Source organism: Streptomyces sp. NPDC051561, from assembly GCF_044454195.1.
GTDB lineage: Bacteria > Actinomycetota > Actinomycetes > Streptomycetales > Streptomycetaceae > Streptomyces.
Genome location: NZ_JBITDM010000005.1, coordinates 1 through 27,000, shown reverse-complemented (window position 1 = coordinate 27,000; position 27,000 = coordinate 1). Strand labels below are relative to the sequence as shown.

Genomic DNA, 27,000 nt, shown 5'->3' with positions numbered 1-27,000 from the left:
GCCACGTGACTTCGCCTGCCTCGACGGAATTGGTTCCGCCCCAGCTCAGCGCGGGGCCGCGGCCCGCCCAGGGCCCGGCCGCCGACGAAGGGCTCGCGCGGCGCCTTCGCGCGCTCGCCTGCACCGCGCCGCTGCACGACCTCGACGTACGCAAGGCGAATCTCGCCGGTGAGTACACGGTCTACGCGATGGCGGAGGTGGCCCTCTCCGCGATCGACCTGATCACGCTCAACATGGACTTCGACACCGGCGCCGACCACGACCAGATCGTCTCCCGGCTGCTGCCCCGCGTCGCGGCCCAGGCGCCCCGCCGCCCCGCCTCCGAACACGAGCGGGTCGCCCGCTGGGTGCTGGAGAACCTGGTCAACGTCGGCAGCGTCGACCGGGGCTTCCGCGCGGTCTACGGGACGTTCGGCACCGACGGCGTCTACACCCGCCGCGACTACGACTTCAAGCTGGTCGAGGAGGTCGCCGGGTACGGCGGCGGGGTCTTCCTGCGCACCACCGACGAAGCCGTCAACGTCCTGGTCGGCGCCCTCGACACCGACGTCACCAGCGCCCAGATCGCCGCCGAGGTCAAGCTGGAGGTCCTGATCAACCGGGGCCGCCTCGCCGACGCCCAGCTCGCCGCCGAACAGGCCCGCTACCGGACCGTGCAGTACGCCGAGACGCTGCGCCGCACCCTGGAGGCCACCCGCCGCAACGTCCGCGCGGTCGACTGGCTGAACGCCGTACCCGACATGATCGCCGAGGCCCTCGACCACGTCGCCGACCGCTACCGGCACGAGAACGCGATCCTCACCAACATCCGCAAGGCCCGCGACGAGTCAGAGGAGCCCGAGCACAAGCGGCGCGCCGCCGAGCTCGTCGACATCGTCAAGGACTGCATCCGCCGCCACACCCAGCTCCAGTCCCGGCTGCTGGAAGCGGGCCCGCTGTTCCGCGCCGAGCAGGACCGGCAGGCCTTCGCCCCGGCCTCCGCCCACTCCGGCCTCGACCTCTACGGCCAGCTCGTCGCGCCCGTACTGCCGTTGCCGCTGGAACAGGCCATCCGCGTCACCGACGCCTTCTTCGCGCACGGTGCGGGGCTGCGCACACCCACCTCCGTCCGGGTCGGCGACCTGGTCGACATACTGCTCAGCCCACCTGTGGAGCGCGAGCACCTGGGCGCCGAGATGCCCGAGCCTGACCTCATCGCCACCCCCGACGACAGCCGGTTCAGCGAGGAGCAGCTCGCCGACGCCCTGGAACTGCTCGACCTGCCGCACGACGCGCCCCGCCGCCTCTCCGGACTGCTCACCGAGGCCCGCCGCCGCGACCCCGAACTGCCGTACCTTCTCGCGCTCCTCGCCGTGCACGCCGCCAGCCCGCCGGTCGGCACGGCCTACCGGCAGGGCGAGGAACGCCTGCTGTTCGCCGTCGACGACGGCACCCAGCTCGACGACCCGGAGTTCGGCGGTGCCGATCTCATCGTCGGCACCGCACTGCTCGACACGATCGGTATGGCATCCGGCCGGGCGGAGGCCTCATGAGACATCCCGGCCGCCCCGCCCGCGTAACCCCCCACCGCACCACCGACGCCGAGGAGCAACAGCCGTGAGCGAGACCCACGCAGAGCACACCGCGTGGACCGGTGACGTCGTCGACGTGCCCGCCGTCCCCGCCGCGGTGACCCCCGCCGACGCCGCCGACGCCGCACGCCTCGTCTCCTTCGGCCTCCAGCCCAAGCTGCTCCCGGCCCGCGACGCCGAGTACGCCGAACTGCTGCGCCGCTACCGCGAGGAGGCCCCCTTCGCGCGGCTCGCCGACGCGGTCGCCACCGGCCTCGGGCTCGTCGTCCTGGAGGTGTCCACGCGCGCGGGGATGGCTGTTTCCGCCGGTGAGGACTCCGTCTTCGCCGTACGGATGGGCGACTACGCCCGGCGCGCCTCGGCCGAGTCCGCCGACCGGTTCCTGCACGGTCTGGCCCATCTCGCCGTCGCCGCGATGGCGTTCCCGCGCCCCGAGGACCTGGCCGACGACGGCTACATCGGGCGGCTCACCGTCAACGGTGTCGATGCCTTCGTACGTCAGGCCTGCCGCCGCCTGGAGGAGCGCGCCGAGGAGGCGGGGGAGAACACCGACCCCGCCACCGAGGCCCCCGGCCTGGAATCCGCCTGGCGGATCTACTCACGGCGCAGCGCCACCGGCGCCACCAAGGACGCCCGCCGCCTCGCCGGATCCACCACCGGCATCGTCGGCAAGGCCGTCGCGTTCCTCACCGACTCCGGCTTCCTCCAGCGCACCGGCGACGACGCGGGCGGCGCCTACCGCACCACCGCTCGTTACCAGTTGCAGGTACGCGACATGGCGGGCAGTGCGGCCATGGCCGAGCTGCTCGACCTGGGCGTCGTACCCGTCACGGACGGCAGCGCCACGCTGGTGCCGCCGTCCGATACCGATGATCTTGAGCTGGCCGCAGACGCCGGCCTGCCCTTCCACGCGTAAGAGCCTGTGTCCGAACCCCGGCCGGGCGCCCGCCGCCCGGCACGCACGCTCGCGGCGTTGCGACAAGCTCCTCGTAGCTCCGTTACGAGGACCTTCCCGCGCCTTGCGATCGCACGCACCGGACGACGTTCGCTGATCCGACCGGGTTTTCAGACACAGGCTCTCACCGCGCAACCGTTCCAGACGACTGAGAGTCCGCCGCCATGTACGAGTTGTCCCGGGTCCGCCTCTACTCCATCGGGCCCGCCGGCGCCCGCTACGCCGACACCGTGCTCGACCTGCGCGGCGTCGGCGCGCCGGTGCCCCACCCCGCGCCCACCCAGGCGGACTTCTTCGAGGACGAGCCGGTCGGCCCGCCCCGCCGCCCGGCCCCCGCGGGCGTGCTCTTCCTGGAGAACGGCGGCGGCAAGTCCGTACTCCTCAAGCTGATCTTCTCGGTCATGCTGCCCGGGCACCGCAACACCCTCGGCGGCGCCAGCTCCGGTGTGCTCCGCAAGTTCCTGCTCGCCGACGACTGCGGGCATGTCGCCCTGGAGTGGCAGCACACCCTCACCGGCGAGTGCGTGGTCGTCGGCAAGGTGAGCGAGTGGCGCGGGCGGCAGGTCTCCAACGACCCGCGGAAGTTCGCCGAGGCCTGGTACTCCTTCCGGCCGGGACCCGGGCTGAGCCTGGACTCGCTGCCGGTCGCCGAATCCACCGCCGTACGACGCAACACCGAAGGCAGCTCCGGCGCACAGGGCCGCCGCCGCACGATGAAGGGCTTCCGCGACGCGCTCACCGAGGCGGGCAAGGCCTACCTCAATCTCGACGTCCACTGGGAAGAGATCCACGACCGCTGGAACGAGCACCTCGGTGACCTCGGCCTGGACCCCGAACTCTTCCGCTACCAGCGCGAGATGAACGCCGACGAGGGCGAGGCCGCAGGACTCTTCGCGGTCAAGAAGGACTCCGACTTCACCGACCTGCTGCTGCGCGCCGTCACCGACACCCGCGACACCGACGGCCTCGCCGACCTGGTGCACGGCTTCGGCAACAAGCTGGGCCGCCGCGCCGAGCTGATGGCCGAGCGCGACTTCACCGCAGGCTCCGTCGAGCTCCTCAACCGCATCGTCGAGGCCGCCGACACCCGCGCCCGCACCCGCGACATCCACACCGCCTCCGAGCGCCGTACCCGCACCCTGTCCCGCCGGCTGTGGGCCCGCGCCGCCGAAGAGCGCGGACGTACGGCAGAACTCGCCCAGCAGGTCGCCTCCGCCGCACACACCGTCACCGAGGCCGAAACCGCCCGCGGCCACAGCGCCCAGATCTCCGCCGAACTCGCCTACCGGCACGCCTCGCTGGCGCTGGCCGCCGCCGAGAAGGGGGCCGCCGCGCAGCGTCGCGAGCTGGCCGACGCCCGCACCCTGCACTCCGCCTGGCAGGCCGCCGAGGCCGTGCTCCGCCATCGCGCCGCCGCCGACCGCTCCGCCCGCGTCGCTGTCGCCATCCGCGACGCCGAACGCGACGCGGCCCCCGCGCTCGCCGCCCGCGCCACCGCCGCGGGCGATCTCGTACGCGCCCTGCACAGCGCCGCCGAGGACGGCGAGCGGGTCGCCGCCGAGCACGAGGAACGTTCCGCCGCGCTCCAGGAGACCGGCGAGGCCGCTCACCGTGACGCCACCGTCGCCGCCACCGAGGCCCAGCGGGCCCGCAGCGAGATCGGCCACCTGCGCCAGCGCCTCACCGAGGTCGAGGCGGAGACCGCGGAGGCGGTACGGGCGGGCTGGCTGGACGACACCGCCCCGGACGCCGACCCGGCCCGCGCCGCCCTGGCCGCCTCGGACGCCGAGAAGACCGCGGTCGCCGCCTGGGACGTCGCCCGCGAGGCCGCCCGCACCACCGCGGACCGGGCCCGCGAGGCAACGGCCGAGGACGCCCGCGCCGAGCTCACCGCCGCCCGCGCGGCAGACGCGGCACAGGCCGCCACCGCCGTCCACGAGGCCGAGCACCGGGCCGCGGCCTCCCTCGCGGCCGAGGAACGGCTGGCCGAACTGCTCAGCCTGCCGGGGGCCGAGACCTCCGGCGGCACGACCGGCCTCCCGCAGCCGCGCAGCGGCGATGCGGGCGAGCACGGGGCCGACGGCACCGCGCCGGGTGAATCCGGTGTCCGGGCCGACGCCTCCGCCGGTACCCCGCCGGGTTCCGGCCTCGGCTCCCAGCGCGACGGCTCGGGCCCGGGCCGTACGCCTTCCACCGCCCCGCGCAACGGCGCCACCCACTCCTCCTCCGACGGCACCCGCCCCGGCGCCACCGCCACCAAGGCCCCCCGTACCCTCCGTCCCACCGCCGAAGGACCCCTCACCGTCGAGGAACTGGACCGCAACGCGGAGGACCTCCTCGCCCTGCTCGACCAGGGCGTCGCCTCCGCCGAACGCCAGCTCTTCGAGCTGCGCACCGCGGCCGCCGACGACTCCCGCATCCTCGGCGCCCTCGGCGACGGCGGCCTGCTGCCGGCCGGCCCCGACGTACTCGCCACCGTCGAGTACCTCGGTGAGCACGGCATCCCCGCCCTCCCCGGCTGGCGCTACCTCGCTCAGGCCGTCGACCCCGCCGACCACGCGGCCGTCCTCGCCGCACGCCCCGAGCTGGTCGACGGCGTCGTCATCACCGACCCCGACTCGCACGCCCGTGCCCGCGAAGTCCTGGCGGGCGCCGCCCTGCTGCCCCGCTCCGCCGTGGCCGTCGGCACCGCGTCCGCCCTGCTCGCGCCCGTCCCGGGGGCAGCAGGCGGGCGCGCGGAGCAGGGCTCGGTCTTCCTCGTCCCGCCGAACCCGGCCATGCACGACGAGCACGCCGCCGACGAGGAGCGGCAGGCACTGCGGGCCAGGGCCGCCGTCCGCGACGAGGAGATCCGCACCCTCGCCGCCCGGCTCACCGGCGACCGCACCCTCGGTGCCCGGCTGAGCTCCTGGCGCGAGGACTGCCCGCCCGGCATGCTCGCCGAACTGGCCGAAGCCGCCGCCACCGCCCGCGAGGCGGCCGAAGCAGCCGCAGCCGTCCTCGCCGAGGCCCGTACGGTGCGCGCCGAGGCCGACGAGGCCGCCGCCGACGCGGCCAGGGTCCGCGACGAACGCCAGGAGGCCGCCCAGCGCGCCCGCCGGGTCGCCGACGTGCTCGCAGGCCTCGCCCACCGGCTCCGCGACCGCGCCGGCTGGCAGGCCACACTCCGTGAACTCGCGGACGAGGCCGCCGAGTCGGAGGCCCGCGCCGCCACCCTCCTGGAGCGCGCCAAGGCCGCCGACGAGGACCGCCGCACCGCCCAGCGCACCGCCGACGACGCCCACCGCACCTCCCGCACCCTGCGCGCCGAGCGCGCCGAGATCGCGGGTGCCCCCGAGACACTGCCCGAACCCGGCCCCGACGCCCCGCGCACCGCCCTTCCCGCCCTGCGCGAGGCCTACCGGGCCGCCTCCCAGCTGTACGAGAAGGTCGGCGTCGGCGCCGACCTGCGCGCCGAACAGGCCCGCGCCGAGAGCGACGAGAGCGCCGCCCTCACCGACCTCAACCGGCTCAGCAACAAGGTCCGCACCCGGGCGGGGCAGCTCCTGGAAGGCACCGACGGCGCCGACGGGCCGTCCCGCCAGGCCGCCGCCGCCCGCGCCGAATCGCTCGTACAGACCCTGGAGACCCGGGCGTCCACGGCCAGCGAACAACTCGGACGGCTGCGCGGCGAGGCCGAACGTCTGGCCCCCGAGGACGGCGAGTCGCACACCGAGCTGCCCGCCGGGCTGGCGCCCTCCGACGCGGAGCACGCCCAGACGCTGCTGCGCACCGCCAACGCCGAACTCGCCTCCCGAGCCGACGCGTTGGAGGTCGCCCGAGCAGCCCACGGCGAGCTGCTGCACGCCCACCGCGCCGCGGAGGACGCGGCCGGAGGCTTCGACGAGACGGCCGCCCTGCTGCGGGACCTGCTGCGCGACCACCAGCAGGACGAGGAGGGCCAGGGGAACCCCGAGCTCTACCCCGGCACCCTGGAGGAGGCGCGCAACTCCGCTGCCGAGGCCCGGCGTTCACTGCGCGGCTGCGCGGCCGACCTGTCGGCGGCCGAGGCCTCCGTACGGGAGGCGAGCGACGTTCTCGTACGGCACGCCAACTCGACCCGTTACGAGCAGGTGCGCACCCCCGCCCGCCAGCAGATCCGCGAGCTGCCCGCCGCCTCGCTGCCCGAGCACGCGGCGGCCTGGGCGGCGGCCTTCGCGCCCCGACTGCGGGTACTGACCGACGAGTTGGCGCAGCTGGAGCGCAACCGCGACAGCATCGTCGACCGGCTGCGCGGCCTGGTGGAGTCCGCGCTCGCCACGCTCCGTTCGGCGCAGCGGCTCTCGCAGCTGCCCGAGGGGCTGGGGGAGTGGTCGGGGCAGGAGTTCCTGCGGATCCGCTTCGAGGAGCCGGACCAGGCGACGCTGGTCGAGCGGCTCGGCGAGGTCGTCGACGAAGCCACCCGGGCGGCCGTGAAGAAGAACTCCGACATGCGGCGCGACGGCATGTCGCTGCTGCTGCGGGGTGTGCAGGCGGCCCTGGAACCCAAGGGGATCGCGGTCGAGATCCTCAAGCCGGATGCCGTACTGCGCGCAGAGCGGGTGCCGGTGGGGCAGATGGGTGACGTGTTCTCCGGCGGGCAGTTGCTCACCGCGGCGATCGCCCTCTACTGCACGATGGCCGCACTGCGCAGCAACGACCGGGGCCGCGACAAGCACCGGCACGCCGGCACGCTCTTCCTGGACAACCCGATCGGACGCGCCAACGCGACGTATCTGCTGGAACTCCAGCGGGCAGTCTCGGACGCGCTCGGCGTCCAGCTCCTCTACACGACCGGGCTGTTCGACACCACGGCGCTCGCCGAGTTCCCCCTGGTCATCCGGCTGCGCAACGACGCCGACCTCAGGGCGGGTCTGAAGTACATCAGCGTCGAGGAGCACCTGAGGCCGGGCCTGCCGCAACAGAGCACCGAGGGCGAGACGATCCACGGCGAGATCACCGCGACCCGCATGTTCAAGCGCACCCAGCCGGACGAGACCCGGGCCGCCGGGTCCGCGGACGTAACCCCGCAGGCCGACCGGGAGGCGATCGCTCCGGCGCCGGCCGCCGAACCCAGGGACGTAACCCCGCAGCCGGCCCAGGAGCGGTCGGCGACGGCGCAGGTCGACTGACCGCCGGGTGCCAGTCCCCCCGCGCGGCAGCCCTCACGCCTCCGAGAGCTGCCGCGCACCCCTGCGGTCCCTGCCCGAGGCCCGCTCCCGCTCGCGTATTCGCGCTTCCTCGCGTGCCGAACGCCGTGCCAGCCGGCGCTCCCGCCGCAGCTGCCGCGCCGTACTGCTCGGCACGGACACCACACCGTTGCGCTGGTTCCACACCTGGCGGGTGACCCACACATCCAGCACGCCCCAGGTCGCGGCGACCGTACTCGCCACACTGCTCAGCACCATCGGGAACGCCAGCCAGGACCCGGTCAGGCTGAACAGATACGCCACCATCGCCTGTATCAGGGTCAGTGACGCTATGACCACCGCCCGCACCGCGGACGTACGCACCGGATCCGGCAACCGCCAGCGCACCGCGGGCTCCTCGACCCACAACTGCCGCGCCGCCGGCATGTCCGAGTCCGGCTGGTGCTCCTCCGTCTTCATGACCCCACTCCCCACCACTGCTCCCCATCAAAGCCCGGATCAAGCGCCGTCAGCTCTGATCTGACTGCCCGGCTTGTGCTGCTTTACGCGAGCGCCGGGCCCCCCATTCGTCTGCCCGTACACAAGGACGAACAACCCGTACAAAAGATTCCCGGTGTTGGGACACGGAACGAATAATTCCAGCCATCCCCCCGTGTGCGGAGAAGGGCGCATGGGGAGGTGTCCTTTGCCACAGGCACGGCGACCAACTCCCGTGATTCCGGGACAAGTCATGATCAGCACCCGACGCGACGGCCGAAAACAGTCCGGACGTGCCTTCGAGTTGCCAGCGCGTCAGTAGTAGGCTCACGCCGTTTGTTGACGGCGTGCGTTGACGGATCGTGCGCGGCACGCAGTCGACGCAGCCCGGACGGACCAGACAGACACAGCACTTCAAGTATCGGATCAGACGGAACACCACCCCCGCCGCGCGGGGTTGAGCTGGGGGAGGCCATGCGCTTTCGCGGGAAGTCCATCCGCCGGAAGATCGTGGCGTTGTTGCTGGTGCCGCTCGTCTCCCTCACCGCCCTGTGGGGATTCTCGACGGTGCTCACCGGCCGCGAGGCAAGCGAGCTACTGGACATCGCCTATGTCGTCGAGAAGATCGGCTCACCGGTCGAGGACGTCGTCCAAGTCGTCCAGCAGGAACGCCGGCAGACCCTCGTCTACCTCGCCGACCAGCGGAATTCCGAGGCCCTGCCCACCCTGCGCCGACAGCGTGCCGCCACCGACAGGGCGGTGGCCGCAGTGCGCAAGAACTCCCAGGACCCGGATGTCGCGGAGGAGTTGAAGCCGCAGGCCACCCAGCGCCTGGCCTCGCTCCTCGAAGCGTTCGACGGAATCGCCGCACTGCGCCGCTCGGTGGAGAACAACACCGTCACCCGCAGCCAGGCGCTCGGCCTCTACAACCGGCTCGTCGACCCCTGCCACACCTTCCTCGCCAACCTCCATGTGCTGCGCGACGTCGAGATGGACAAGCAGGGCCGCGCCCTCGTCGGCACCACCCGCGCCCGCGAACTCGTCTCCCGCGAGGACGCGTTGATCGCCTCCGCACTCGCCCTGCGGAAGATCACCGCCACCGAACTCAGCGAGCTCACCGGCCTGATCGCCAGCCGCAAGACGCTGTACGACACCAGCCTGGAGCAACTGCCGTCCTCCGAGAGGCAGCGCTACGAGCAGATCTGGAGCGGCCCCGACACCGCCGACCTGCGCTCCGCCGAGGAGAAGCTGCTCGCCCAGGGCCCCACCCGCCGCCCCACCGCCGTCAGCGCCACCACCTGGCAGAACGCCGCCCCGCCGGTCCTCGACCTGCTCGCCACCCGGGGCGACGAGGCCAGCCACGCCTACCAGACCCGCGTCGAACCGGTCGCCTTCGGTGTCCTCCTCAAGGCGGGCGCGGCAGGCGTCCTCGGCTTCCTCGCGCTGATCGTCTCGATCGTGGTGTCCGTGCGCGTCGGCCGCGAACTGGTCCGCGACCTCAACCGGCTGCGCAAGGAGGCCCACGAGGCCTCCGGTGTCCGGCTGCCCGCCGTGATGCGGCGTCTCGCCGCCGGTGAGGCCGTCGACGTCGAGACCGAGGCGCCGCGGCTGGAGTACGAGAAGGACGAGATGGGCCAGGTCGGCCAGGCCCTCAACACCCTTCAGCGGGCCGCCGTCGAGTCCGCCGTGCGCCAGGCCGACCTGCGGCGCGGTGTCTCCGAGGTCTTCGTCAACCTGGCCCGCCGCAACCAGGTGCTGCTGCACCGCCAGTTGACGCTCCTGGACACCATGGAGCGCCGGACCGAGGACACCGACGAGCTCGCGGACCTCTTCCGCCTCGACCACCTCACCACCCGTATGCGCCGGCACGCCGAGGGCCTGGTGATCCTCTCCGGCGCGGCCCCGTCCCGGCAGTGGCGCAAGCCCGTCCAGCTGATGGACGTCGTCCGCGCCGCCGTCGCCGAGGTCGAGGACTACGAGCGCATCGAGGTTCGACGGCTGCCGCGGATCGGCGTCGGCGGCCCGGCCGTCGCCGACCTCACGCACCTGATCGCCGAACTCCTGGAGAACGCCACGGTGTTCTCGCCCCCGCACACCGCGGTGCAGGTACTCGGCGAGCGCGTCGCCAACGGTTTCACCCTGGAGATCCACGACCGCGGCCTCGGAATGGCCCCCGACCTCCTGCTCGACGCCAATCTCCGGCTCGCCGAGACCCCCGAGTTCGAGCTGTCCGACACCGACCGGCTCGGCCTGTTCGTGGTCAGCCGGCTCGCCCAGCGGCAGAACGTCCGGGTCTCCCTCCAGCAGTCCCCGTACGGCGGCACCACCGCGGTCGTCTTCATCCCGGCGGCCCTGCTCACCGAGGCCCCGGACACCGACGGCAGCGGATTTCGCGTCGAGTCCGGGAGCGAGCACGACCGGGGCCGAACCGGCGAGCCGGTGCTGGCCGCTCTCGGCCGTACGTCCACGGGTCCCGGCCGTACGTCCACGGGCCGGCCGGGACAGCCGGTGCTCGACGGCCCCGTGGAACTGGAGCCCCCGCTCGGCGCCCTCGGCCTGGAGCCGGCGCCCGCCCTCGGCGCCGCCTCCGCCTCGCTCGGCGACCTGGAGGACACCGAGAGCGAGCGGGGCGGGATCTTCCGCGCCAGGGGCCTGGAGAACCGTGGCGCGGAAAACCGTGGCGTGGAGAACCGTGGCCCGGACAGGCCGCGCACCAACGGCAGCCGTACGGGCGGTCCCAGCCGGGGCCGTATCACCGACGCCGCCCGTGTCCAGCACCAGCAGGCCGCCGACCTCACCCGGGACAGCGCGGGCACCGCCCGCCCCGGAGGCCCGGTACCCCTGCCCCGCCGCAAGCCCTCCCTGGTCGCCGAACACGGCCGCCGCATCGGCCCGCAGCAGCCCCGCGAGACTCCACAGCCCCGCGAAACTCGGCAACTTCGTGAGACTCCACAGCCCACCGGGAGCCAGCAGCCCCGCGAGCCCCAGCGGCTTCGCGACATTCGGCAGCCCCGAGAGGCCCAGGAGACACAGCAGGCCCCGGCACCCCAGCACGTCCGCGGACAGACGGCCGCCGGGCCCGACGGCGCAGCGCCCTCCCTGGGCGGCCTCCCGCGCCGCGTACGCCAGGCCAGCCTCGCCCCGCAGCTGAAGAAGGAAGCGGAAGCTGCCCGTACCGCCCAGAACGCCCGCCCGGTCCTTGCCGAGGAGCCCGAGCGCGACGCCGACGAGGTACGCAGCCGCATGGCCTCCCTCCAGCGCGGCTGGCAGCGCGGCCGCCGCCAGAACGAGGAGCCCGACCCCACCGACGCACCGGGCACGCCCCACACCCCGGGCGCACCGCACACCTCCCACACCCCGCCCGCGCCAGCGAACCGTACCGCCGCCACCACCGCCGAATCCGCCGCCGACGCCACCGGGCCACGCACAGGGAACGACACCGGAACGGCCGAGACAGCATCAGGAACGACAGCAGAGGGAGACGGTTGATGACCACACCGCACGCACCAGCACACAACGCCACGGGCCGGGGATCCGGCGAACTCAACTGGCTCCTCGACGAGTTGGTCCAACGCGTCGGCAGCATCCGCAAAGCGCTGGTGCTCTCCAGCGACGGGCTCCCCACCGGTGCCTCGCAGTCCCTCACCCGGGAGGACGGCGAGCACCTCGCCGCCGTCGCCTCCGGATTCCACAGCCTGGCCAAGGGCGTCGGCCGTCACTTCGAGGCGGGCATGGTGCGCCAGACCGTCGTCGAACTGGACGACGCGTTCCTCTTCGTCACGGCGGCCGGCGACGGCAGCTGTCTCGCCGTGCTGTCCGACGCGGATTCGGACGTCGGCCAGGTCGCGTACGAGATGACGCTCATGGTCAAGCGCGTCGGTGCCCACCTCAGGACGGCACCACGGTCCGGTCTGCCCACCGGCGGGTGAGCGGAGCCGGGATGAACGACGCAGGCACGGACAGAGGTACGGGTGCGGGCGGCCCGCCTCCCACGGGAGGCGAGGGCCGTACGGCCGCGTGGCCACCGGGTGACCCGGGACCGCGCGACAATACGGGCGCCCCGGCCGACTCCGCCGGACGTGGGCAGCCCTCGCACTGGTTCGACGACGACGCGGGGCCGGTCGTCCGCCCGTACGCGATGACCAGGGGACGTACGAGCAGTGCGACCCGGCACCGGCTCGACCTGATCGCCGTCGTCATCCCGCAACCCGAGGCCGACGAACCCGACCGCGACCAGACGCTCGCCCCCGAGCACGTCGAGATCGTCGAACTCTGCCACGAGAGCCCGCAGTCGATCGCCGAACTCGCCGCCACCCTCGACCTGCCCGTCGGCGTCGTCCGCGTCCTGGTCGGCGACCTGGTCGAGGACCAACTGGTGCACGTGACCAGGCCGGTCGAGCCGGCCGAACTGCCGGACGAGAGCCTGCTGCGCGAAGTGATCGACGGCCTCAGAGCACTCTGAACCGCCTCCGAAGCAGTCTCCACGACAGCTTCGGGAACCGTCCCCGCGGCGGCCTCGACAACTGCCTCTGATACGCCGCCCTCTGACACACGGCGCGGAACACAACCCTCCGCGCAGCGAGATCGGGAGAACCCAAACGATGGTCTTCGGGCGTTCCAGCCGCAAGAAGCGGCCCGTGGAGCCGGTGACGCTGAAGATTCTGGTCGCCGGCGGATTCGGGGTGGGCAAGACCACCCTGGTCGGCGCGGTCAGTGAGATCAGACCGCTGCGCACCGAGGAAACCCTCAGTGAGGCGGGCCGGCCGGTCGACGACACCCAGGGCGTCGAGGCCAAGACGACCACCACCGTCGCCATGGACTTCGGCCGTATCACCCTGCGCGAGGACCTCGTCCTCTATCTCTTCGGCACACCGGGACAGGACCGCTTCTGGTTCCTGTGGGACGAGCTGGCGCAGGGTGCGCTCGGCGCCGTGGTGCTCGCCGACACCCGCAGGCTGGAGGACTGCTTCGCTGCCATCGACTACTTCGAGCGCCGCGACATCCCCTTCACTGTCGCCGTCAACTGCTTCGACGGCGCGGACCGGCACCCCGCCGAGACCATCGGCGCGGCACTCGACCTCGACCCGGACGTCCCTGTGATGCTGTGCGACGCCCGCGACCGAGAATCCGTCAAGGAAGTCCTGATCGCGGTGGTCGAGCACGCCCTGGAGCTGTCGGCGAGCCGCCGCAGGGCCGCTGCGGCGGCCACCTCGTAACACCTGACGTACCGGGCCGCTGCCCACGAGGCGGCCCACACCCCCGCCGACTGGCGCGAAGCGGCCCGCACCCCCGCCGACTGGGGTGCGGACCGCGGCAGTTGCCCCTCCCGCGCGCCGCACGGAATGCGACGCCTGACGATCGTAGTGCCGTTACTCCTGTCCGTCCTCCTGCCAGCCGAAGCTGCGCTCAACCGCCTTGCGCCAGTTGCGGTATTCGCGGTCGCGCTCCGGCGCACCCATCCGCGGCGTCCACTCCGCGTCGCGCTGCCAGTGCGCCTTCAGCTCGTCCAGGTCCGACCACACCCCGGTCGCCAGACCGGCCGCGTACGCCGCACCCAGACAGGTCGTCTCGGAGACCTTCGGCCGGATCACCGGCACGCCCAGCACGTCCGCCTGATGCTGCATCAGCAGATTGTTGACGGTCATCCCGCCGTCCACCTTGAGCGTGGTGATCTGCACCCCGGAGTCCTGGAACATCGCGTCCACCACCTCGCGGGTCTGCCAGCTGGTCGCCTCCAGCACGGCCCGCGCCAGGTGCGCCTTGGTGACGTAGCGCGTCAGGCCGGTGATGACCCCACGGGCGTCGGAGCGCCAGTAGGGCGCGTACAGACCGGAGAAGGCCGGTACGATGTACGCCCCTCCGTTGTCCTCGACGCTCGCGGCGAGCGGCTCGATCTCCTCCGCACCCCGGATGATCCCGAGCTGGTCGCGGAACCACTGCACCAGCGCCCCGGTGATCGCGATCGAGCCCTCCAGGCAGTAGACCGGCGCCTCGCTGCCGATCTTGTAGCCCATGGTGGTGAGCAACCCGTTCTTCGACGGCACCGGCCTGTTGCCGGTGTTCAGGAGCAGGAAACTGCCGGTCCCGTACGTGTTCTTGGCCGTCCCCGTGTCGTAGCAGGCCTGCCCGAACACGGCCGCCTGCTGATCGCCGAGCGCGGACGCCACCGGCACCCCGCCGAGCTGGCCGACGGCCGTCCCGTACACCTCCGCCGACGACTTGATCTCCGGCAGCACGGCCTCGGGCACCCGCATCGCGGAGAGGATCGCCGGGTCCCACTGGAGGGTCTGAAGGTTCATCAGCATGGTCCGGCCGGCGTTGGTGACGTCCGTGACGTGCACGCCGCCCTGCGTGCCGCCGGTGAGGTTCCAGATCAGCCAGGAGTCGATGGTGCCGAAGGCGATCTCGCCGCGCTCGGCCCTGGTCCGCAGCCCGGGAACGTTGTCGAGCAGCCAGGCCGCCTTCGGGCCGGAGAAGTAGCTCGCCAGCGGCAGCCCGGTCCGGTCGCGGAAACGATCCTGCCCGTCCGCGCCGCCCAGCTCGTTGCAGAGCGCGGAGGTACGGGTGTCCTGCCAGACGATCGCGTTGTGCACCGGCTTCCCGGTGGCCCGGTCCCAGAGCACGGTCGTCTCGCGCTGGTTGGTGATGCCCAGCGCGCTCAACTGGTCCGCGCGCATTCCCGCCTTGGCGAGCGCCCCCGCGACGACCGCCTGCACCTTGGACCAGATCTCGGTGGCGTCGTGCTCCACCCAGCCGGGCTTCGGGAAGATCTGCCGGTGCTCGCGCTGGTCCACGGCGACGATGCCGCCGTCGTGGTTGAAGATGATGCAGCGGCTGGAGGTGGTGCCCTGGTCGATCGCCGCGACGAACTTCTCGCTGTTTGCGCTCATGAGGTCCCCTCGATCGGAAGCTGCCGGTGGTTCGGGAGGCGCCGGTTCGATAGGTGTGGGTGGCATGCCGGAGTACGGGCCCCAAGGGCCGTTACTGGAAGAGCCAGTTGTAGACGAGGCCGCCGAGCGCACCGCCGGTCAGTGGGCCGATCACCGGGATCCACGCGTAACTCCACTGCGACGAACCCTTGTTGGGTATCGGCAGGACGGCGTGCACGATGCGCGGGCCCAGGTCGCGGGCCGGGTTGATCGCGTAACCCGTGGGCCCGCCGAGCGACAGACCGATACCGACCACGAGAAACGCGACGAGCAGCGTCTGGGTGCCGGAGACGCCCAGCCCCTTCGTCAGCCCGAAGGCCAGGATCGGCAGCACCAGCGCGAAGGTGGCGATGATCTCGGTGACGAGGTTGGCGGCCGGGTTCCTGATCTCCGGGATCGTCGAGAAGATCCCCAGGGTGGGAGTTGACTGCTCCTTGTCCTTGTTGGCGTCGAACTGTGCGTAGTAGACGAGCCAGGCGAGTACGGCGCCGATCATCGCGCCCACCATCTGGCCCAGGATGTACACCCAGACCTGGCCCCACACGCCGGTGTCGACCGCGATGCCGAGGGTCACCGCCGGGTTGAGGTGGCCACCGGAGAGGGGGGCCGCGGTGTAGGCGCCTGCCAGTACGGCGAAGCCCCAGCCGAAGGCGATGACGATCCACCCGGCTGCCTTCGCCTTGGAGAATCTCAGGGTGACCGCGGCGCACACACCGGCGCCGAACAGGATGAGAATGGCGGTGCCGATGACTTCCCCGCGGAAGACTTCCCCATTGGTGAAGGTGTCCATGGCGGCTCCTTGGGATCGCCCGGGGGCGGGCCCCGGTCCGTGACTGGGCACGGCGCGGCGCGGCTCGATCCCGTACAGGCTGGGGCCGGTGAGGCGACGGCGCCGACTGACAACGGGAAGTGTTCACCGGCTGCGATAGGGCGTCAAGGCGCAGGACAGCAACGGGAGTTGGGGTTCCGGTGCGGCGAGGGGAGGGGGTCGGACGGCCCGGTCCGATGGGCCGCCCGACGGTTTGTCAACGGTGCTCGGCAAGCCACTTCTGGGCAGTCTCGGCAAGCTCCGCGTCGCGCCCCGCCAGCATCATCCGGATCATCTGGACATCCCCGCGCAGCGACCACGCGGGGTGGCCGAAGGTGGCGGGGTTGTTCTTCTCGATCAGGAAGTGCGCGGGCCAGGCGGCCCCGTACCCGACGAGCGGAAGCGCGGGGAGGTACCGTTTCTTGCCGCGCGCCAGACCGTAGGTGGTGAGGGCCAGGCCGGTGAGGGTGCCGGCCAGATGGACCCAGCGGGTGGCGGCGCGGGAATGCATGGCGACGTAGTAGGGCCAGAACTCCTCGTACGAATCACATGTCTGCTCCATGGGGGCACCGTATGCGCTCCACGCGGGAACGGGTCCGGTGAGCAAGGGTGCGGTATCGGGAACCGGCGCGGAGAACCCTCGGACGAGGAGAACCGGACACGGGGAATCCTGCGTCCGGTGAGGAGAGAGCGGGTTGCCGGGGCCGACGGGGGTGGTCCTGGCAACCTGCTCCCTCACTTCCTTCACTTCACGGACCGCCGCGCCACCGGGAAGTCGAAGTACGTGTCGGGGAAGAGCTCCGGCTTGTGCGTGAAGTGCCACCACTCCTCGGGCAGGTTGGTGAACCCCTGCGCGGCGAGGGTGTTCTTCAGCAGTTGCCGATGCGCCCGCTGCGCTCCCTGGATACGAGGGTCGTCGGTGTGCGACAACGTGTCGAAACAGTCGTAGCCGGTTCCCATGTCCACGGAGTTGTCCCGGAAGCGCTCACCGGGCGGCGCGAAACACGGCACAAGCCTTTCACCCGGTACGTACGGCCGGGTGGGACGGGCCGGCAGTCTGACGATCGTCAGATCGACCGTACTTCCCCGGCTGTGCCCCGACTTCTCGGCGATGTACCCGTCCGCGAACAGCCTCGACTTGTCGACCCGCGGATAGAACTCCCCCTTCATCCGGGTGTCTCCGAGATCCTTCGCCCACCGCACGAAGTGATCGACCGCGCGCTGCGGCCGGTAGCAGTCGTACACCTTGAGCGTGTACCCCGACCGCAACAGCCCCCGCTGCGCCTTGCGCAGCGCCTGCGCGGCGGGCCGCGTCAGAATGCAGACGGGCTCCCGGTATCCCTCCACCCGCTCACCCATGAAGTTGTGGGCGGTGGCATACCGCATGTCCTGCAGAATCGTCGGATCCACGTCCCGCAGAGCGACAAATCCACGGGGAGCTTCGGGGGATACGGTCCCGCCGGGGGCGGGATGCGGGCCGGTGCCGGGCACGGTGCCGGACGCCAGGGCCGGGGTGGGCGCCACGGCAACGGAGATCAGAGCAAGCGCGGCGGCGGCAAACACACCGCACATCCGCCCGGAAGAACCAGATCGTCGTCTCATGCGCCCCGTCTACCACCTCTGAACCCCGCCCGAAACCCCGCCCGAAACCCCGTTCGTGGTCCCCGCCGGCTTCTGCCGAGTGCTACGCAGCGATGGCCGAGGTGTCGGTCACGGCGGACCCTCCGGGCATGGGACCGGACCTCCACGCCACATCTCTCAGGCAAGCGACCCGCTTCGCCCGGCCGACTCGCAGGCCACCCGCTTCGCCCGGCCGACTCGCAGGCCACCAGCCTCCGCGCCAGCCGTGATTCCTGCTCCCACAGCCACGTCCACGGCGTGCTCCGTGTCCTTTCCCGGTCTCTCCCCTTCGTGCCGGCCCGCTCCCGTTCAGCCCCCCGAAAGCCGCCAATACCCTCCACCTGCCACCCCAGTTCACCTAGCCTCACCCCGTGAACCCCTCGCCCCCGCACTCCCACTGCCACCACTGCGGCACCCCCTACCCCCACCTCAACTCCTGGCCCCGCAGCTGCCCCGCCTGCCACCGGACGGCCTACCTCAACCCGCTGCCCGTGGCAGTGGCCCTCCTCCCGGTACGGCCCTGCCGCCCTCAGCCGGGACCCCACACCACCGGCCTCCTCGTCATCACCCGCACCATCGCACCCCACCCCGGCCAGGTGGCCCTCCCCGGCGGATTCATCGACCACGCCGAGGACTGGCGCCAAGCCGTGGTCCGCGAACTCCGCGAAGAGACCCGCATCGAGGCCGATGCCGCCGACGTCCGTCTGGCCGACGCCCTGAGCTCCCCGACCGACCACCTCCTCCTCTTCGGCCTCCTGCCCGCCGTCGAGGAAACCGACCTGCCCCCGACCGCGCCCACCGACGAGACCGCAGGCTGGCACATCCTGCACACCCCGGCCGAGCTCGCCTTCCCCCTCCACACCCAGGCAGCCCGCGCCTGGTTCGCCGGCGCCTACTCCTGACCCGACACCGCTCCCGGAGCGCCACAACACCCGCCCCCTGAGCGGGCAGGGTAACCAGCCTCCCCACCCGGAAGCCCGTCGGCCCCCGCCCTCCTCAAACCCCCCGCTCCCGCACCGGAATCCCCACCTCCGCACCCCCTTCCCGCTCCACCACCACCCGCCCCTTCTCCACCCGGGAGGTGAACCGCTCCACCACCGGCTGCTCCCACCCGTCGCCCCCGTCCCTCACCAGCAGCCCTCCACCCGTCCGCCCCGCCTCCGGAGCCCACACCTCCAGCACCAGCTCGCCACTTGGCTCCCGGACCGGAATCACCGCACCACCCCTGGCCAACACCGGAACCCTCGACCTGGCCCCCGCCACGCCTGGCGCGTCCATCAGCACCTGCCCCGGCCCCTCGAACGCCTCTCCGCTGGCCGTGTCGTACCACCGCCCCCGCGGCAACCGCACCGCACGCCGGTCCACCCCCGGCTCCAGCACCGGCGCCACCAGCAACGCGTCCCCCAGCAGAAACGCGTCCTCGCAGTCCCGCAACGCCCGGTCCCCGGTCGCCCCCCACCACACCGGCCGCACATACGGCGCCCCGGTGAGCCGAGCCAGATGCGACAGCGTCACGAAGTAGGGCAGCAACCGCTCCCGCTCCGCCAGCGCCGCCCGCGCGTGCTCCAGCACCCGTGGCCCGAACTCCCACGGCTCCCGCCGCCCCGCGTAGATCGCCCCATGCGTACGGAACAACGGCAGCCACGCCCCCAACTGGAACCACCGCAGATAGAGCTCGGGCCCCGGATTCCCGCCGAAACCCCCCACATCCGGCCCCGAATACGGAACCCCGCACAACCCGAGCCCCAGCACCAGCGACAACGAAGCCCTGAGCCCCGGCCACCCGGTGGTCACATCCCCGGACCACGTCCCCCCGTACCGCTGCATCCCGACCCACCCGGACCGCGAGAACAGGAACGGCCGCTCCTCGGGCCGCAGCCGCCGCAGCCCCTCGTATCCCGCCCGGGCCATCGCCAGCGCGTAGACGTTGTGCGCCTCACGATGATCGCCGCCCCGCCCCTCCATCCCGTGCCGAGCCGACCGCGGCAACGTCGGATCCCCGAACGCGGAGAACGAGACCGGCTCGTTCATGTCGTGCCACACCCCCGAAAAGCCCTGCTCCAGCCGCTCCCGGTACAACCCGCTCCACCACTCCCGGACCCCCGGATCCGTAAAGTCCGGAAACGCACACTCCCCGGGCCACACCTCCCCGCGCACCTCCCGCCCCCGCCCGTCCCGCACGAACGCCCCGGCCGCGACCCCGCTCTCATACACCGGATCGCCCCGCTCCGCCCGCACCGCCGGATCCACGATCGACACCATCCGCACCCCGCCCTCCCGCAACTCCCGCGCCAGTCCGGGCAGATCCGGGAACTTCTCCCCGTCCACGGTGAAGACCCGATGCCGGTCGTAATGATCAATATCCAGATGTACGGCGGACAACGGCAGCCCCCGCTCCCGGTACCCGGCCACCACCCGCCGCACCTCCTCCGCACTCCCGAACCCCCACCGGGCATGCTGCGGACCCAGCGCCCAGGACGGCGGCCGTACCGGCCGCCCGGTCAGCGCGGTCCAGCCCTGCAACACCCTCGCCGGTGTCCCCACCACCACCCAGCACCGCAACGGCCCACCTGTCATCCGCACCTCACTGCACCCCGCCCGGTCGTGCCCCGAGCCGTCCCCCTCCTCGCCCTCCCGCAGCACGACCTCCCCGTCCCACGTGCTGTCGTAGAACGCCAGATGCGCCCCCGCATCCGCCACCACGAACTGCACCGGCATCGTCAGATACAGCGGATCGTCGCCCGGCCCGAACTCCCCACCCGGATCCGTGTTCCACAGCCGGTACGTTCCGCCCCGCAGCCGTGGCCCGCCCGCGCGCCCACCCAGGCCGAAGAACCGCGCATCCGCCCCCACCTCCGACCGCTGCGACCACCGCCCCTCCGTCCCCGGCCCCTCCGCCACCCGCCCCTCATCAACCGACCCCACCGGCTGCCACCACCGGGGAGGCAGCTCCCGCCGCAGCAGAACCCCGCCCGGGGTGCGTACCTCGATCGCCCCGTGCCTGGACACCGCCACCGTCACCCGCTCCGAGACAACCTGCCAGCCGTCGTCCTTGTCGGGCTCCAGCACAACCCGGGGATCGGCATCGGGACACAGACCCGCCAGCGCATACGACGGCTCCGGCCCGGCCCCGTCCCACCCCCAGAACACCGCCCCACCCACAGCCACCAGAATCCGCAGCTCCGACCGGCCGAACCGGACGATCCCGCCCCCGGGCAACGCCTCCGCCCCGACCACCGCCCCCGGCACCCGGGCCCGCTCGGGACGCCGCTGCGGCAACCCCCACGCATCCGTACGCCGCCTTCGCCACGCGGCCCGCACGGACCGAAGCCCCTGTGCCGTACCGACCAGCCTTACCGAGCGAACCAGGTCACGACCGTTCATGGCCCTCACCCTGCCACCGCCCCGCCGCCCGGGGAGCCCCGTTCAACTCCCGTTCACCCAGACCGGCTTCACGACCTCGCCGCGATACCCGCCACTGGCTCCCCCCTTCTCCTCAGCACCCCTCCGACCAGCACTTTCACCCGCCCGCCCTGGTGCGGAAGTCGATCACATGGCATCGTCCCCCTCAGCCCGCCCACGCACCGACGGTGGCACCGGACCGCAACCCCGTCCCACCACCCCCGCGCGGATGCAGCCCAGGACCAGCACATCCAACGCACCGATCAGAACCGCAGAGCCGTAGAACCCGGGAGCCGCCCCATGACCTCGATCTCCGCGACGAACACCGCGTCCCAGCCCGAGCCCCTCTGGCAACCGGGGCCCGACCGCATCGCCGAGGCCGCGGTCACCCGCTTCCAGACCTGGGCCGCAGACCGCTACGGAGCCCCCGCCGACGGCGGCTACGAAGCACTCCACCGCTGGTCGGTCACCGAACTCGACACGTTCTGGAAGGCCGTCGCCGACTGGTTCGAGGTCCGCTTCTCCACCCCGTACGAGTCCGTACTCGGCGACCGCACCATGCCCGGCGCCCAGTGGTTCCCCGGCGCCACCCTCAACTACGCCGAACACGCCCTGCGCACCTCCGAGGACCCGTCCCGCGCCGACGACCCCGCCCTGCTGCACGTCGACGAGGCCCAGAACCCCCAGCCCCTCACCTGGTCCGAGCTCCGCCGCCAGGTCGGCTCCCTGGCAGCCGAACTCCGCGCCCTCGGCGTCCGCCCCGGAGACCGCGTCAGCGGCTATCTCCCCAACATCCCCCAAGCAGTCACCGCCTTCCTCGCCACCGCCGCCGTCGGCGCCGTATGGACCTCCTGCGCCCCCGACTTCGGCGCCCGCAGCGTCCTCGACCGCTTTCAGCAGGTCGAGCCCGTCGTCCTCTTCGCAGTCGACGGCTACCGCTACGGCGGCAAGACCCACGACCGCACGGAAACCGTCGCCGAACTCCGCCGCGAACTGCCGACCGTCCGCGCGGTCATCCACATCCCCCTGCTCGACACTCCTGCCCCCTCCGGCACTCTCGAATGGTCTTCCCTCACTGAGAGTGACAACGAGCCGGTCTTCGAGCAAGTTCCCTTCGCTCACCCTCTTTGGGTTCTTTATTCGTCGGGCACCACAGGACTGCCCAAAGCGATCGTCCAGTCCCAGGGCGGCATCCTGCTCGAACACTTCAAGCAGATCGGCCTGCACTGCGACCTCGGCCCCGACGACCGCTTCTTCTGGTTCACCTCCACCGGCTGGATGATGTGGAACTTCCTCGTCTCCGGCCTGCTCACCGGCACCACGATCGTGCTGTACGACGGCAGCCCCGGCTTCCCCGACACCGGAGCCCAGTGGGCCGTCGCCGAAAAGACCGGCGCCACCCTCTTCGGCACCTCCGCCGCCTACGTCATGGCCTGCCGCAAGGCCGGAGTGCATCCGGCCGCCGACCACGACCTCACCCGCATCAAGTGCGTCGCCACCACCGGATCCCCGCTCCCGCCCGACGGGTTCCGCTGGCTCCATGACGAATTCGCCGCCCGTGACCACGACCTGTGGATCGCCTCGGTCAGCGGCGGAACGGACGTCTGCAGCTGCTTCGCCGGCGCGGTGCCCACCCTCCCCGTCCACATCGGCGAACTCCAGGCTGCGTGCCTCGGCACCGACCTCCAGGCCTGGGACCCGGAGGGCAAGCCCCTCAGTGGTGAGGTCGGCGAACTCGTCGTCACCAACCCGATGCCGTCGATGCCGATCCGCTTCTGGAACGACCCCGACGGCTCCCGCTACCACGACAGCTATTTCGACACCTACCCCGGCGTCTGGCGCCACGGCGACTGGATCACCCTCACGGAACACAACTCCGTGATCATCCACGGCCGTTCCGACTCCACCCTCAACCGCCAAGGCGTCCGCATGGGCTCCGCCGACATCTACGAAGCCGTGGAGCGCCTCCCGGAAATCCGCGAATCCCTCGTCATCGGCCTCGAAGAGCCGAACGGCGGCTACTGGATGCCACTCTTCGTCCACCTCGCCGAAGGCGCGGAACTCAACGACGAACTCCGCACCCGCATCAAGAACACCATCCGCACCGCGCTCTCCCCCCGCCACGTCCCCGACGAGGTCATCGAAATCCCCGCCGTCCCCCACACCCTCACCGGCAAGCGCATCGAAGTCCCGGTCAAACGACTCCTCCAGGGCACCCCGCTCGCCAAGGCGGTCAACCCCGGCTCGGTCGACAACATCGACCTCCTGCACTTCTACGAGGACCTCGCCCGCACCCGCGGCAACCGCTGAGCAGACCGGGCCCACGCCCCATTGTCAGACCCTCCGGTTACGGTGAGTGAGCAATGATCGACTGCGAGCTCAGGGGGAGCAATGGAGCACATCGGGAACGACATCAACCGCAACCACCACACTCAAGCCATGCGCCGCACCCTGCGCCGCGAAGTCCCCAGCACCGTTGGCCTGTTGGTCGACGAGGAGGACTTCGCGGCCATGGCCGGCTACCGCACCTTCACCTTCGACGACCACACGGTCTACCTCCAACTGGTCGCCGAACTACTCACGGCCCTGGCCTCACAAGGCCTGCACACCACCGTCGCGCTCTTCGACCCGGAGGAGTTCGAGGAGTTCTGTACGAGCACCGGCCTCGACCCCGACACACCTGAGACACGCGCCCGCTTCACGGCGGAGGTGGCCGCCCGGGGCGCCTGCGTCCCCTACGCGGGCCAGCCACTCGACACCCTCGTCCCCACCCTCATCAACCAAGCGGTCCGCCAGGCCACCTGGGACTGCGCCACCCTCCTCCTGGCCGACCTCGGCAACTGCGCCGACTGCGGCAAGGACATCGGCCGCGAAGCCTTCGAACGAGCCTCGTACCTGGTGGTCGGCCTGCTCCAGGGAGCGGGCCCCGGCCTCCACCACCTGGTGTGCAGCGTCACCGCGGACGACGAGCAACTGCTTGCCGTGCTCCACGTGGAAGTGAGCCAGGACGGACTCCCCGAACTCCTCGACGACGACGGCGCCCAGTTCGTCACCGTCCTCGCGGCAGGACTCGCGCTCAACAGCCCCGGGGGAGTGGTCCTGCGCACCACCCGCAACGATGAGCCCGACCGGGTGTACGGCTGGCGCCTGGACCACGGCAGGCTCGCGGCCCTGACCGAGGCCGAAGTCTTCAACGCCTACTGCACCGACGCCGAAACCGGCGAACCGGTCGCTCCGGAATCCGGCGTCGACTACTGCGCGGGCTATCCGATCGTGAACGATCCGGGAGGCGGCCCCGGACACTGAAAAGCCCGTGGGGCCGCCGTTACCACCGGCGGCCCCACGGGCCTGACACTTCAACGCTGTCGGGTCACTCCCCGGACAGCACCGCCTGCGCGGCCACACGCGCTTCCTCGGCGGTGTCCACGGCACGCGCCGCGGCAGCCGCCCGCTCGCACTGCGCCAGCGTGTACTTCGCCAGCGTCGCACGGACGTAAGGAATGGCCTTCGCGCCCATCGACAGAGAGGTGACACCCAGACCGGTCAGCACACAGGCCAGCAGCGGGTCGGCGGCAGCCTCCCCACAGACGCCACAGCTCTTGCCCTCGGCCTTGGCCGCATCGGCCGACGCCGCGACCAGGTCGAGCAGCGCAGGCTGCCACGGGTCCTGCAGACGGGACACCGCACCGACCTGACGGTCGGCGGCGAAGGTGTACTGCGCCAGGTCGTTGGTGCCCAGCGAGAGGAACTCCACCTCCTGCAGGATCGAACGCGCCCGGAGCGCGGCGGACGGAATCTCCACCATCGCGCCGAACTTCGCCTGCAGCCCCGCCTCACGGCACGCGTCCGCGAACGCCTTGGCGTCCGTGCGGTCCGCGACCATCGGCGCCATGACCTCCAGGTACACCGGCAGACCCTGGACGGCCTTCGCCAGCGCGGTCAGCTGCGTACGCAGGACCTCCGGGTGGTCGAGCAGCGAACGCAGACCACGCACGCCCAGCGCCGGGTTCGGCTCCTCGGCCGGCGTCAGGAAGTCGAGCGGCTTGTCCGCACCGGCATCCAGCACACGCACGACCACGCGGCCCTCGGGGAAGGCCTCAAGCACCTTGCGGTACGCCTCGACCTGCGACTCCTCCGACGGCGCGTGCTTGCTGTCGTCCAGGAAGAGGAACTCGGTGCGGAACAGCCCCACACCCTCGGCGCCGGCCTCCACCGCGGCGGGGACATCGGCAGGACCACCGATGTTGGCGAGCAGCGGAACCTTGTGCCCGTCGGACGTCGCACCGGGACCGGTCGAAGCGGCCAGCGCAGCCTTGCGCGCGGCGGCCGCCGCCTCCAGCTCGGCACGCTTCTCGGCACTCGGCTCGACGAAGATGTCACCCGTGCTGCCGTCGACGGCCACGACAGTGCCCTCGACCAGCTCACCGGCACCCGGCAGCGCCACCACAGCAGGGACACCCAGCGCACGCGCGAGAATCGCGCTGTGACTGGTCGGTCCACCCTCTTCGGTCACGAACCCGAGCACCAGCGCCGGGTCCAGCAGTGCGGTGTCGGCCGGCGCCAGGTCCCGCGCGATCAGTACGTACGGCTCGTCACTGTCCGGCACACCCGGCATCGGAACGCCCAGCAGACGCGCGACGATACGATTCCGCACGTCGTCCAGGTCGGCCACACGTCCCGCCAGGTACTCACCAGCGTTGGCAAGCAGCGCACGGTACGCGGCGAACGCGTCGTACACACCACGCTCGGCGGTGCTGCCGACGGCGATCCGACGGTCCACATCGGCCATCAGCTCCGGGTCCTGAGCCATCAGGGCCTGAGCCTCAAGCACAGCCTGGGCCTCGCCTCCGGCCAGGTTGCCCCGGGCCATCAGGTCAGCAGCCACAGCTTCCACCGCCTGCCGGGCGCGCCCCTGCTCGCGCTCAGCATCCTCGACCGGAATCTGCTTGGCCGGCGGTTCCAAAACCGCCGTGCCCATGTGCCGAACCTCGCCGATCGCCACACCGTGGCTCACGCCGACGCCTCGCAGCGTTGTCTCCATTTCACCGTCTCCGCTAGTTGCGACGGACTCCGCCGTCGCGGTGGATGTACTACCCGCCGTCATTACGGCGCCGATGTCTACTTCCAGGTGAAGAGAGCGTCGCCGACCTTCACGTCGCTGTCCTCGGCCAGGTCCGAGAGGGCATCGGCAGTCGCTTCCAGCGCCACGACCGGGCAGATGGGCGACTTGCCGGCAGCCTCGACCGCGGCCGGGTTCCAGCGCACGATGTCCTGTCCACGCGTCACGGTGTCACCCTTGTTGACGAGAAGCTCAAAGCCCTCGCCATTGAGCTGAACGGTGTCGATGCCGAGGTGGGTCAGCACACCGTGGCCCTCGCCGTCGACGACGACGAACGCGTGCGGGTGCAGGGAGACGACAACACCGTCGACGGGCGACACGGCCGCGGACGGTTCGCGTACGGGGTCGATAGCGGTGCCGGGACCGACCATTGCTCCGGAGAACACAGGGTCGGGGACTGCGGCGAGTCCGATGGCGCGACCTTCAAGAGGGGACGTCACGCTGGTCATGGGGGCCTCCCAGGGGCGGAGTTTGTGCGGCGCCGTCACTACCTGTCCTGGACGGCATACCTGCTTCAGAGGGTAAGTCATAAGAAGTCCCGGTTCCGCACGAGAGGTACCGCTTAGATGACCTAGGTACTCACCGGAAACGATTTGCCTCAACAAGCGGCGCCATGTACTGTCGTACTCCTGCCTGACCCCAACACGTACTCACTTCTCTGTGATGTCGTGTGTCGGCAGCGCCTCTTATGAGTGTTGATCCTATCTCGGATCCTTATTCCCGCATGCCGTGGAATAGGTGGTCGGAGGGACGAAAAAGCGCTGGTAGAGTCGGAGTCGCTGGAAAGGGAAAACGCGAAAGCGAAGAACCTGAAAGGCACCGAGGAAATCGGAACGGAAACGGTCTGATAGAGTCAGAAACGCAAGAACAGAACAACTGAAACACCGAACGAAACGTCCGGAGGAAAGCCCGCGAGGGTGAGTACAAAGGAAGCGTCCGTTCCTTGAGAAC

The 27,000-nt window shown here is 71.4% G+C and carries 18 protein-coding genes; 10 read left to right on the top strand and 8 right to left on the bottom strand.

The window, feature by feature from the left end:
* Positions 1 to 5 precede the first annotated feature (5 nt).
* The 3 genes from ACIA73_RS13550 (at position 6) to ACIA73_RS13540 (ending at position 7,676) form a co-directional block, all read left to right on the top strand.
* A complete protein-coding gene (locus tag ACIA73_RS13550; RefSeq protein WP_399438623.1) occupies positions 6 to 1,532 on the top strand; it encodes a hypothetical protein in 1,527 nt (508 codons plus the stop codon).
* Positions 1,533 to 1,596: 64 nt separating this feature from the next.
* On the top strand, positions 1,597 to 2,487 hold the full coding sequence (locus ACIA73_RS13545) for a hypothetical protein (protein ID WP_399438622.1): 891 nt from the start codon (positions 1,597 to 1,599) through the stop codon (positions 2,485 to 2,487).
* Between the two features lie 203 nt (positions 2,488 to 2,690).
* The gene (locus ACIA73_RS13540; RefSeq protein ID WP_399438621.1) at positions 2,691 to 7,676 is read left to right on the top strand and encodes a hypothetical protein; all 4,986 of its coding nucleotides are present in this window, start codon (positions 2,691 to 2,693) and stop codon (positions 7,674 to 7,676) included.
* A 33-nt stretch (positions 7,677 to 7,709) separates the two neighbouring features.
* Here ACIA73_RS13540 and ACIA73_RS13535 read toward each other — a convergent pair whose 3' ends face one another.
* Positions 7,710 to 8,153, bottom strand: coding sequence for a hypothetical protein (locus tag ACIA73_RS13535; protein ID WP_399438620.1), 444 nt, complete (start codon positions 8,151 to 8,153; stop codon positions 7,710 to 7,712).
* A gap of 492 nt (positions 8,154 to 8,645) precedes the next feature.
* Between ACIA73_RS13535 and ACIA73_RS13530 the strand changes: the two genes are divergently transcribed.
* The 4 genes from ACIA73_RS13530 to ACIA73_RS13515 all read left to right on the top strand — a co-directional run bounded on the left by ACIA73_RS13530 (position 8,646) and on the right by ACIA73_RS13515 (position 13,387).
* A complete protein-coding gene (locus ACIA73_RS13530; RefSeq protein ID WP_399438619.1) occupies positions 8,646 to 11,660 on the top strand; it encodes a nitrate- and nitrite sensing domain-containing protein in 3,015 nt (1,004 codons plus the stop codon).
* Complete coding sequence (locus ACIA73_RS13525; RefSeq protein WP_399438618.1) at positions 11,660 to 12,100, top strand: roadblock/LC7 domain-containing protein; 441 nt, start codon at positions 11,660 to 11,662, stop codon at positions 12,098 to 12,100. The genes ACIA73_RS13530 and ACIA73_RS13525 overlap by 1 nt, the downstream gene beginning before the upstream one ends.
* An 11-nt stretch (positions 12,101 to 12,111) precedes the next feature.
* Entirely contained in the window at positions 12,112 to 12,633 is a 522-nt protein-coding gene (locus ACIA73_RS13520; protein WP_399438617.1) for a DUF742 domain-containing protein, read from the top strand.
* 139 nt (positions 12,634 to 12,772) lie between these two features.
* Positions 12,773 to 13,387, top strand: coding sequence for a GTP-binding protein (locus tag ACIA73_RS13515; RefSeq protein WP_399438615.1), 615 nt, complete (start codon positions 12,773 to 12,775; stop codon positions 13,385 to 13,387).
* 153 nt (positions 13,388 to 13,540) lie between these two features.
* Here ACIA73_RS13515 and glpK read toward each other — a convergent pair whose 3' ends face one another.
* From glpK to ACIA73_RS13495, 4 genes are all read right to left on the bottom strand, one after another.
* Positions 13,541 to 15,061 (bottom strand): glycerol kinase GlpK, encoded by a 1,521-nt coding sequence (glpK, locus tag ACIA73_RS13510; RefSeq protein WP_399438614.1) that lies wholly within the window; start codon positions 15,059 to 15,061, stop codon positions 13,541 to 13,543.
* Between the two features lie 91 nt (positions 15,062 to 15,152).
* Positions 15,153 to 15,890, bottom strand: coding sequence for an MIP/aquaporin family protein (locus ACIA73_RS13505; protein WP_399438613.1), 738 nt, complete (start codon positions 15,888 to 15,890; stop codon positions 15,153 to 15,155).
* Between the two features lie 235 nt (positions 15,891 to 16,125).
* Positions 16,126 to 16,470 (bottom strand): Mpo1-like protein, encoded by a 345-nt coding sequence (locus tag ACIA73_RS13500; protein ID WP_399438612.1) that lies wholly within the window; start codon positions 16,468 to 16,470, stop codon positions 16,126 to 16,128.
* A gap of 182 nt (positions 16,471 to 16,652) precedes the next feature.
* Positions 16,653 to 17,510 (bottom strand): M15 family metallopeptidase, encoded by an 858-nt coding sequence (locus ACIA73_RS13495; protein WP_399438611.1) that lies wholly within the window; start codon positions 17,508 to 17,510, stop codon positions 16,653 to 16,655.
* 389 nt (positions 17,511 to 17,899) lie between these two features.
* Between ACIA73_RS13495 and ACIA73_RS13490 the strand changes: the two genes are divergently transcribed.
* A complete protein-coding gene (locus tag ACIA73_RS13490; RefSeq protein WP_399438610.1) occupies positions 17,900 to 18,430 on the top strand; it encodes an NUDIX domain-containing protein in 531 nt (176 codons plus the stop codon).
* Between the two features lie 94 nt (positions 18,431 to 18,524).
* Here the strand turns inward: ACIA73_RS13490 and ACIA73_RS13485 are convergent, their stop codons facing one another.
* Positions 18,525 to 20,912, bottom strand: a complete 2,388-nt coding sequence (locus ACIA73_RS13485; protein ID WP_399438609.1) for a TIM-barrel domain-containing protein — start codon at positions 20,910 to 20,912, stop codon at positions 18,525 to 18,527.
* 318 nt (positions 20,913 to 21,230) lie between these two features.
* On the opposite strand from ACIA73_RS13485, the gene ACIA73_RS13480 reads away from it, so the two are divergent.
* Together ACIA73_RS13480 and ACIA73_RS13475 are read left to right on the top strand one after the other, a co-directional pair.
* Complete coding sequence (locus ACIA73_RS13480) at positions 21,231 to 23,240, top strand: acetoacetate--CoA ligase (RefSeq protein ID WP_399438608.1); 2,010 nt, start codon at positions 21,231 to 21,233, stop codon at positions 23,238 to 23,240.
* Between the two features lie 81 nt (positions 23,241 to 23,321).
* Entirely contained in the window at positions 23,322 to 24,236 is a 915-nt protein-coding gene (locus ACIA73_RS13475; protein WP_399438607.1) for a hypothetical protein, read from the top strand.
* Between the two features lie 64 nt (positions 24,237 to 24,300).
* Here the strand turns inward: ACIA73_RS13475 and ptsP are convergent, their stop codons facing one another.
* Positions 24,301 to 25,971 carry a phosphoenolpyruvate--protein phosphotransferase gene (ptsP, locus tag ACIA73_RS13470; protein WP_399438606.1) on the bottom strand — a complete coding sequence of 557 codons (1,671 nt, stop codon included), beginning with the start codon at positions 25,969 to 25,971 and terminating at the stop codon, positions 24,301 to 24,303.
* A gap of 77 nt (positions 25,972 to 26,048) precedes the next feature.
* The gene (locus ACIA73_RS13465) at positions 26,049 to 26,498 is read right to left on the bottom strand and encodes a PTS glucose transporter subunit IIA (RefSeq protein WP_399438605.1); all 450 of its coding nucleotides are present in this window, start codon (positions 26,496 to 26,498) and stop codon (positions 26,049 to 26,051) included.
* Positions 26,499 to 27,000 lie beyond the last annotated feature (502 nt).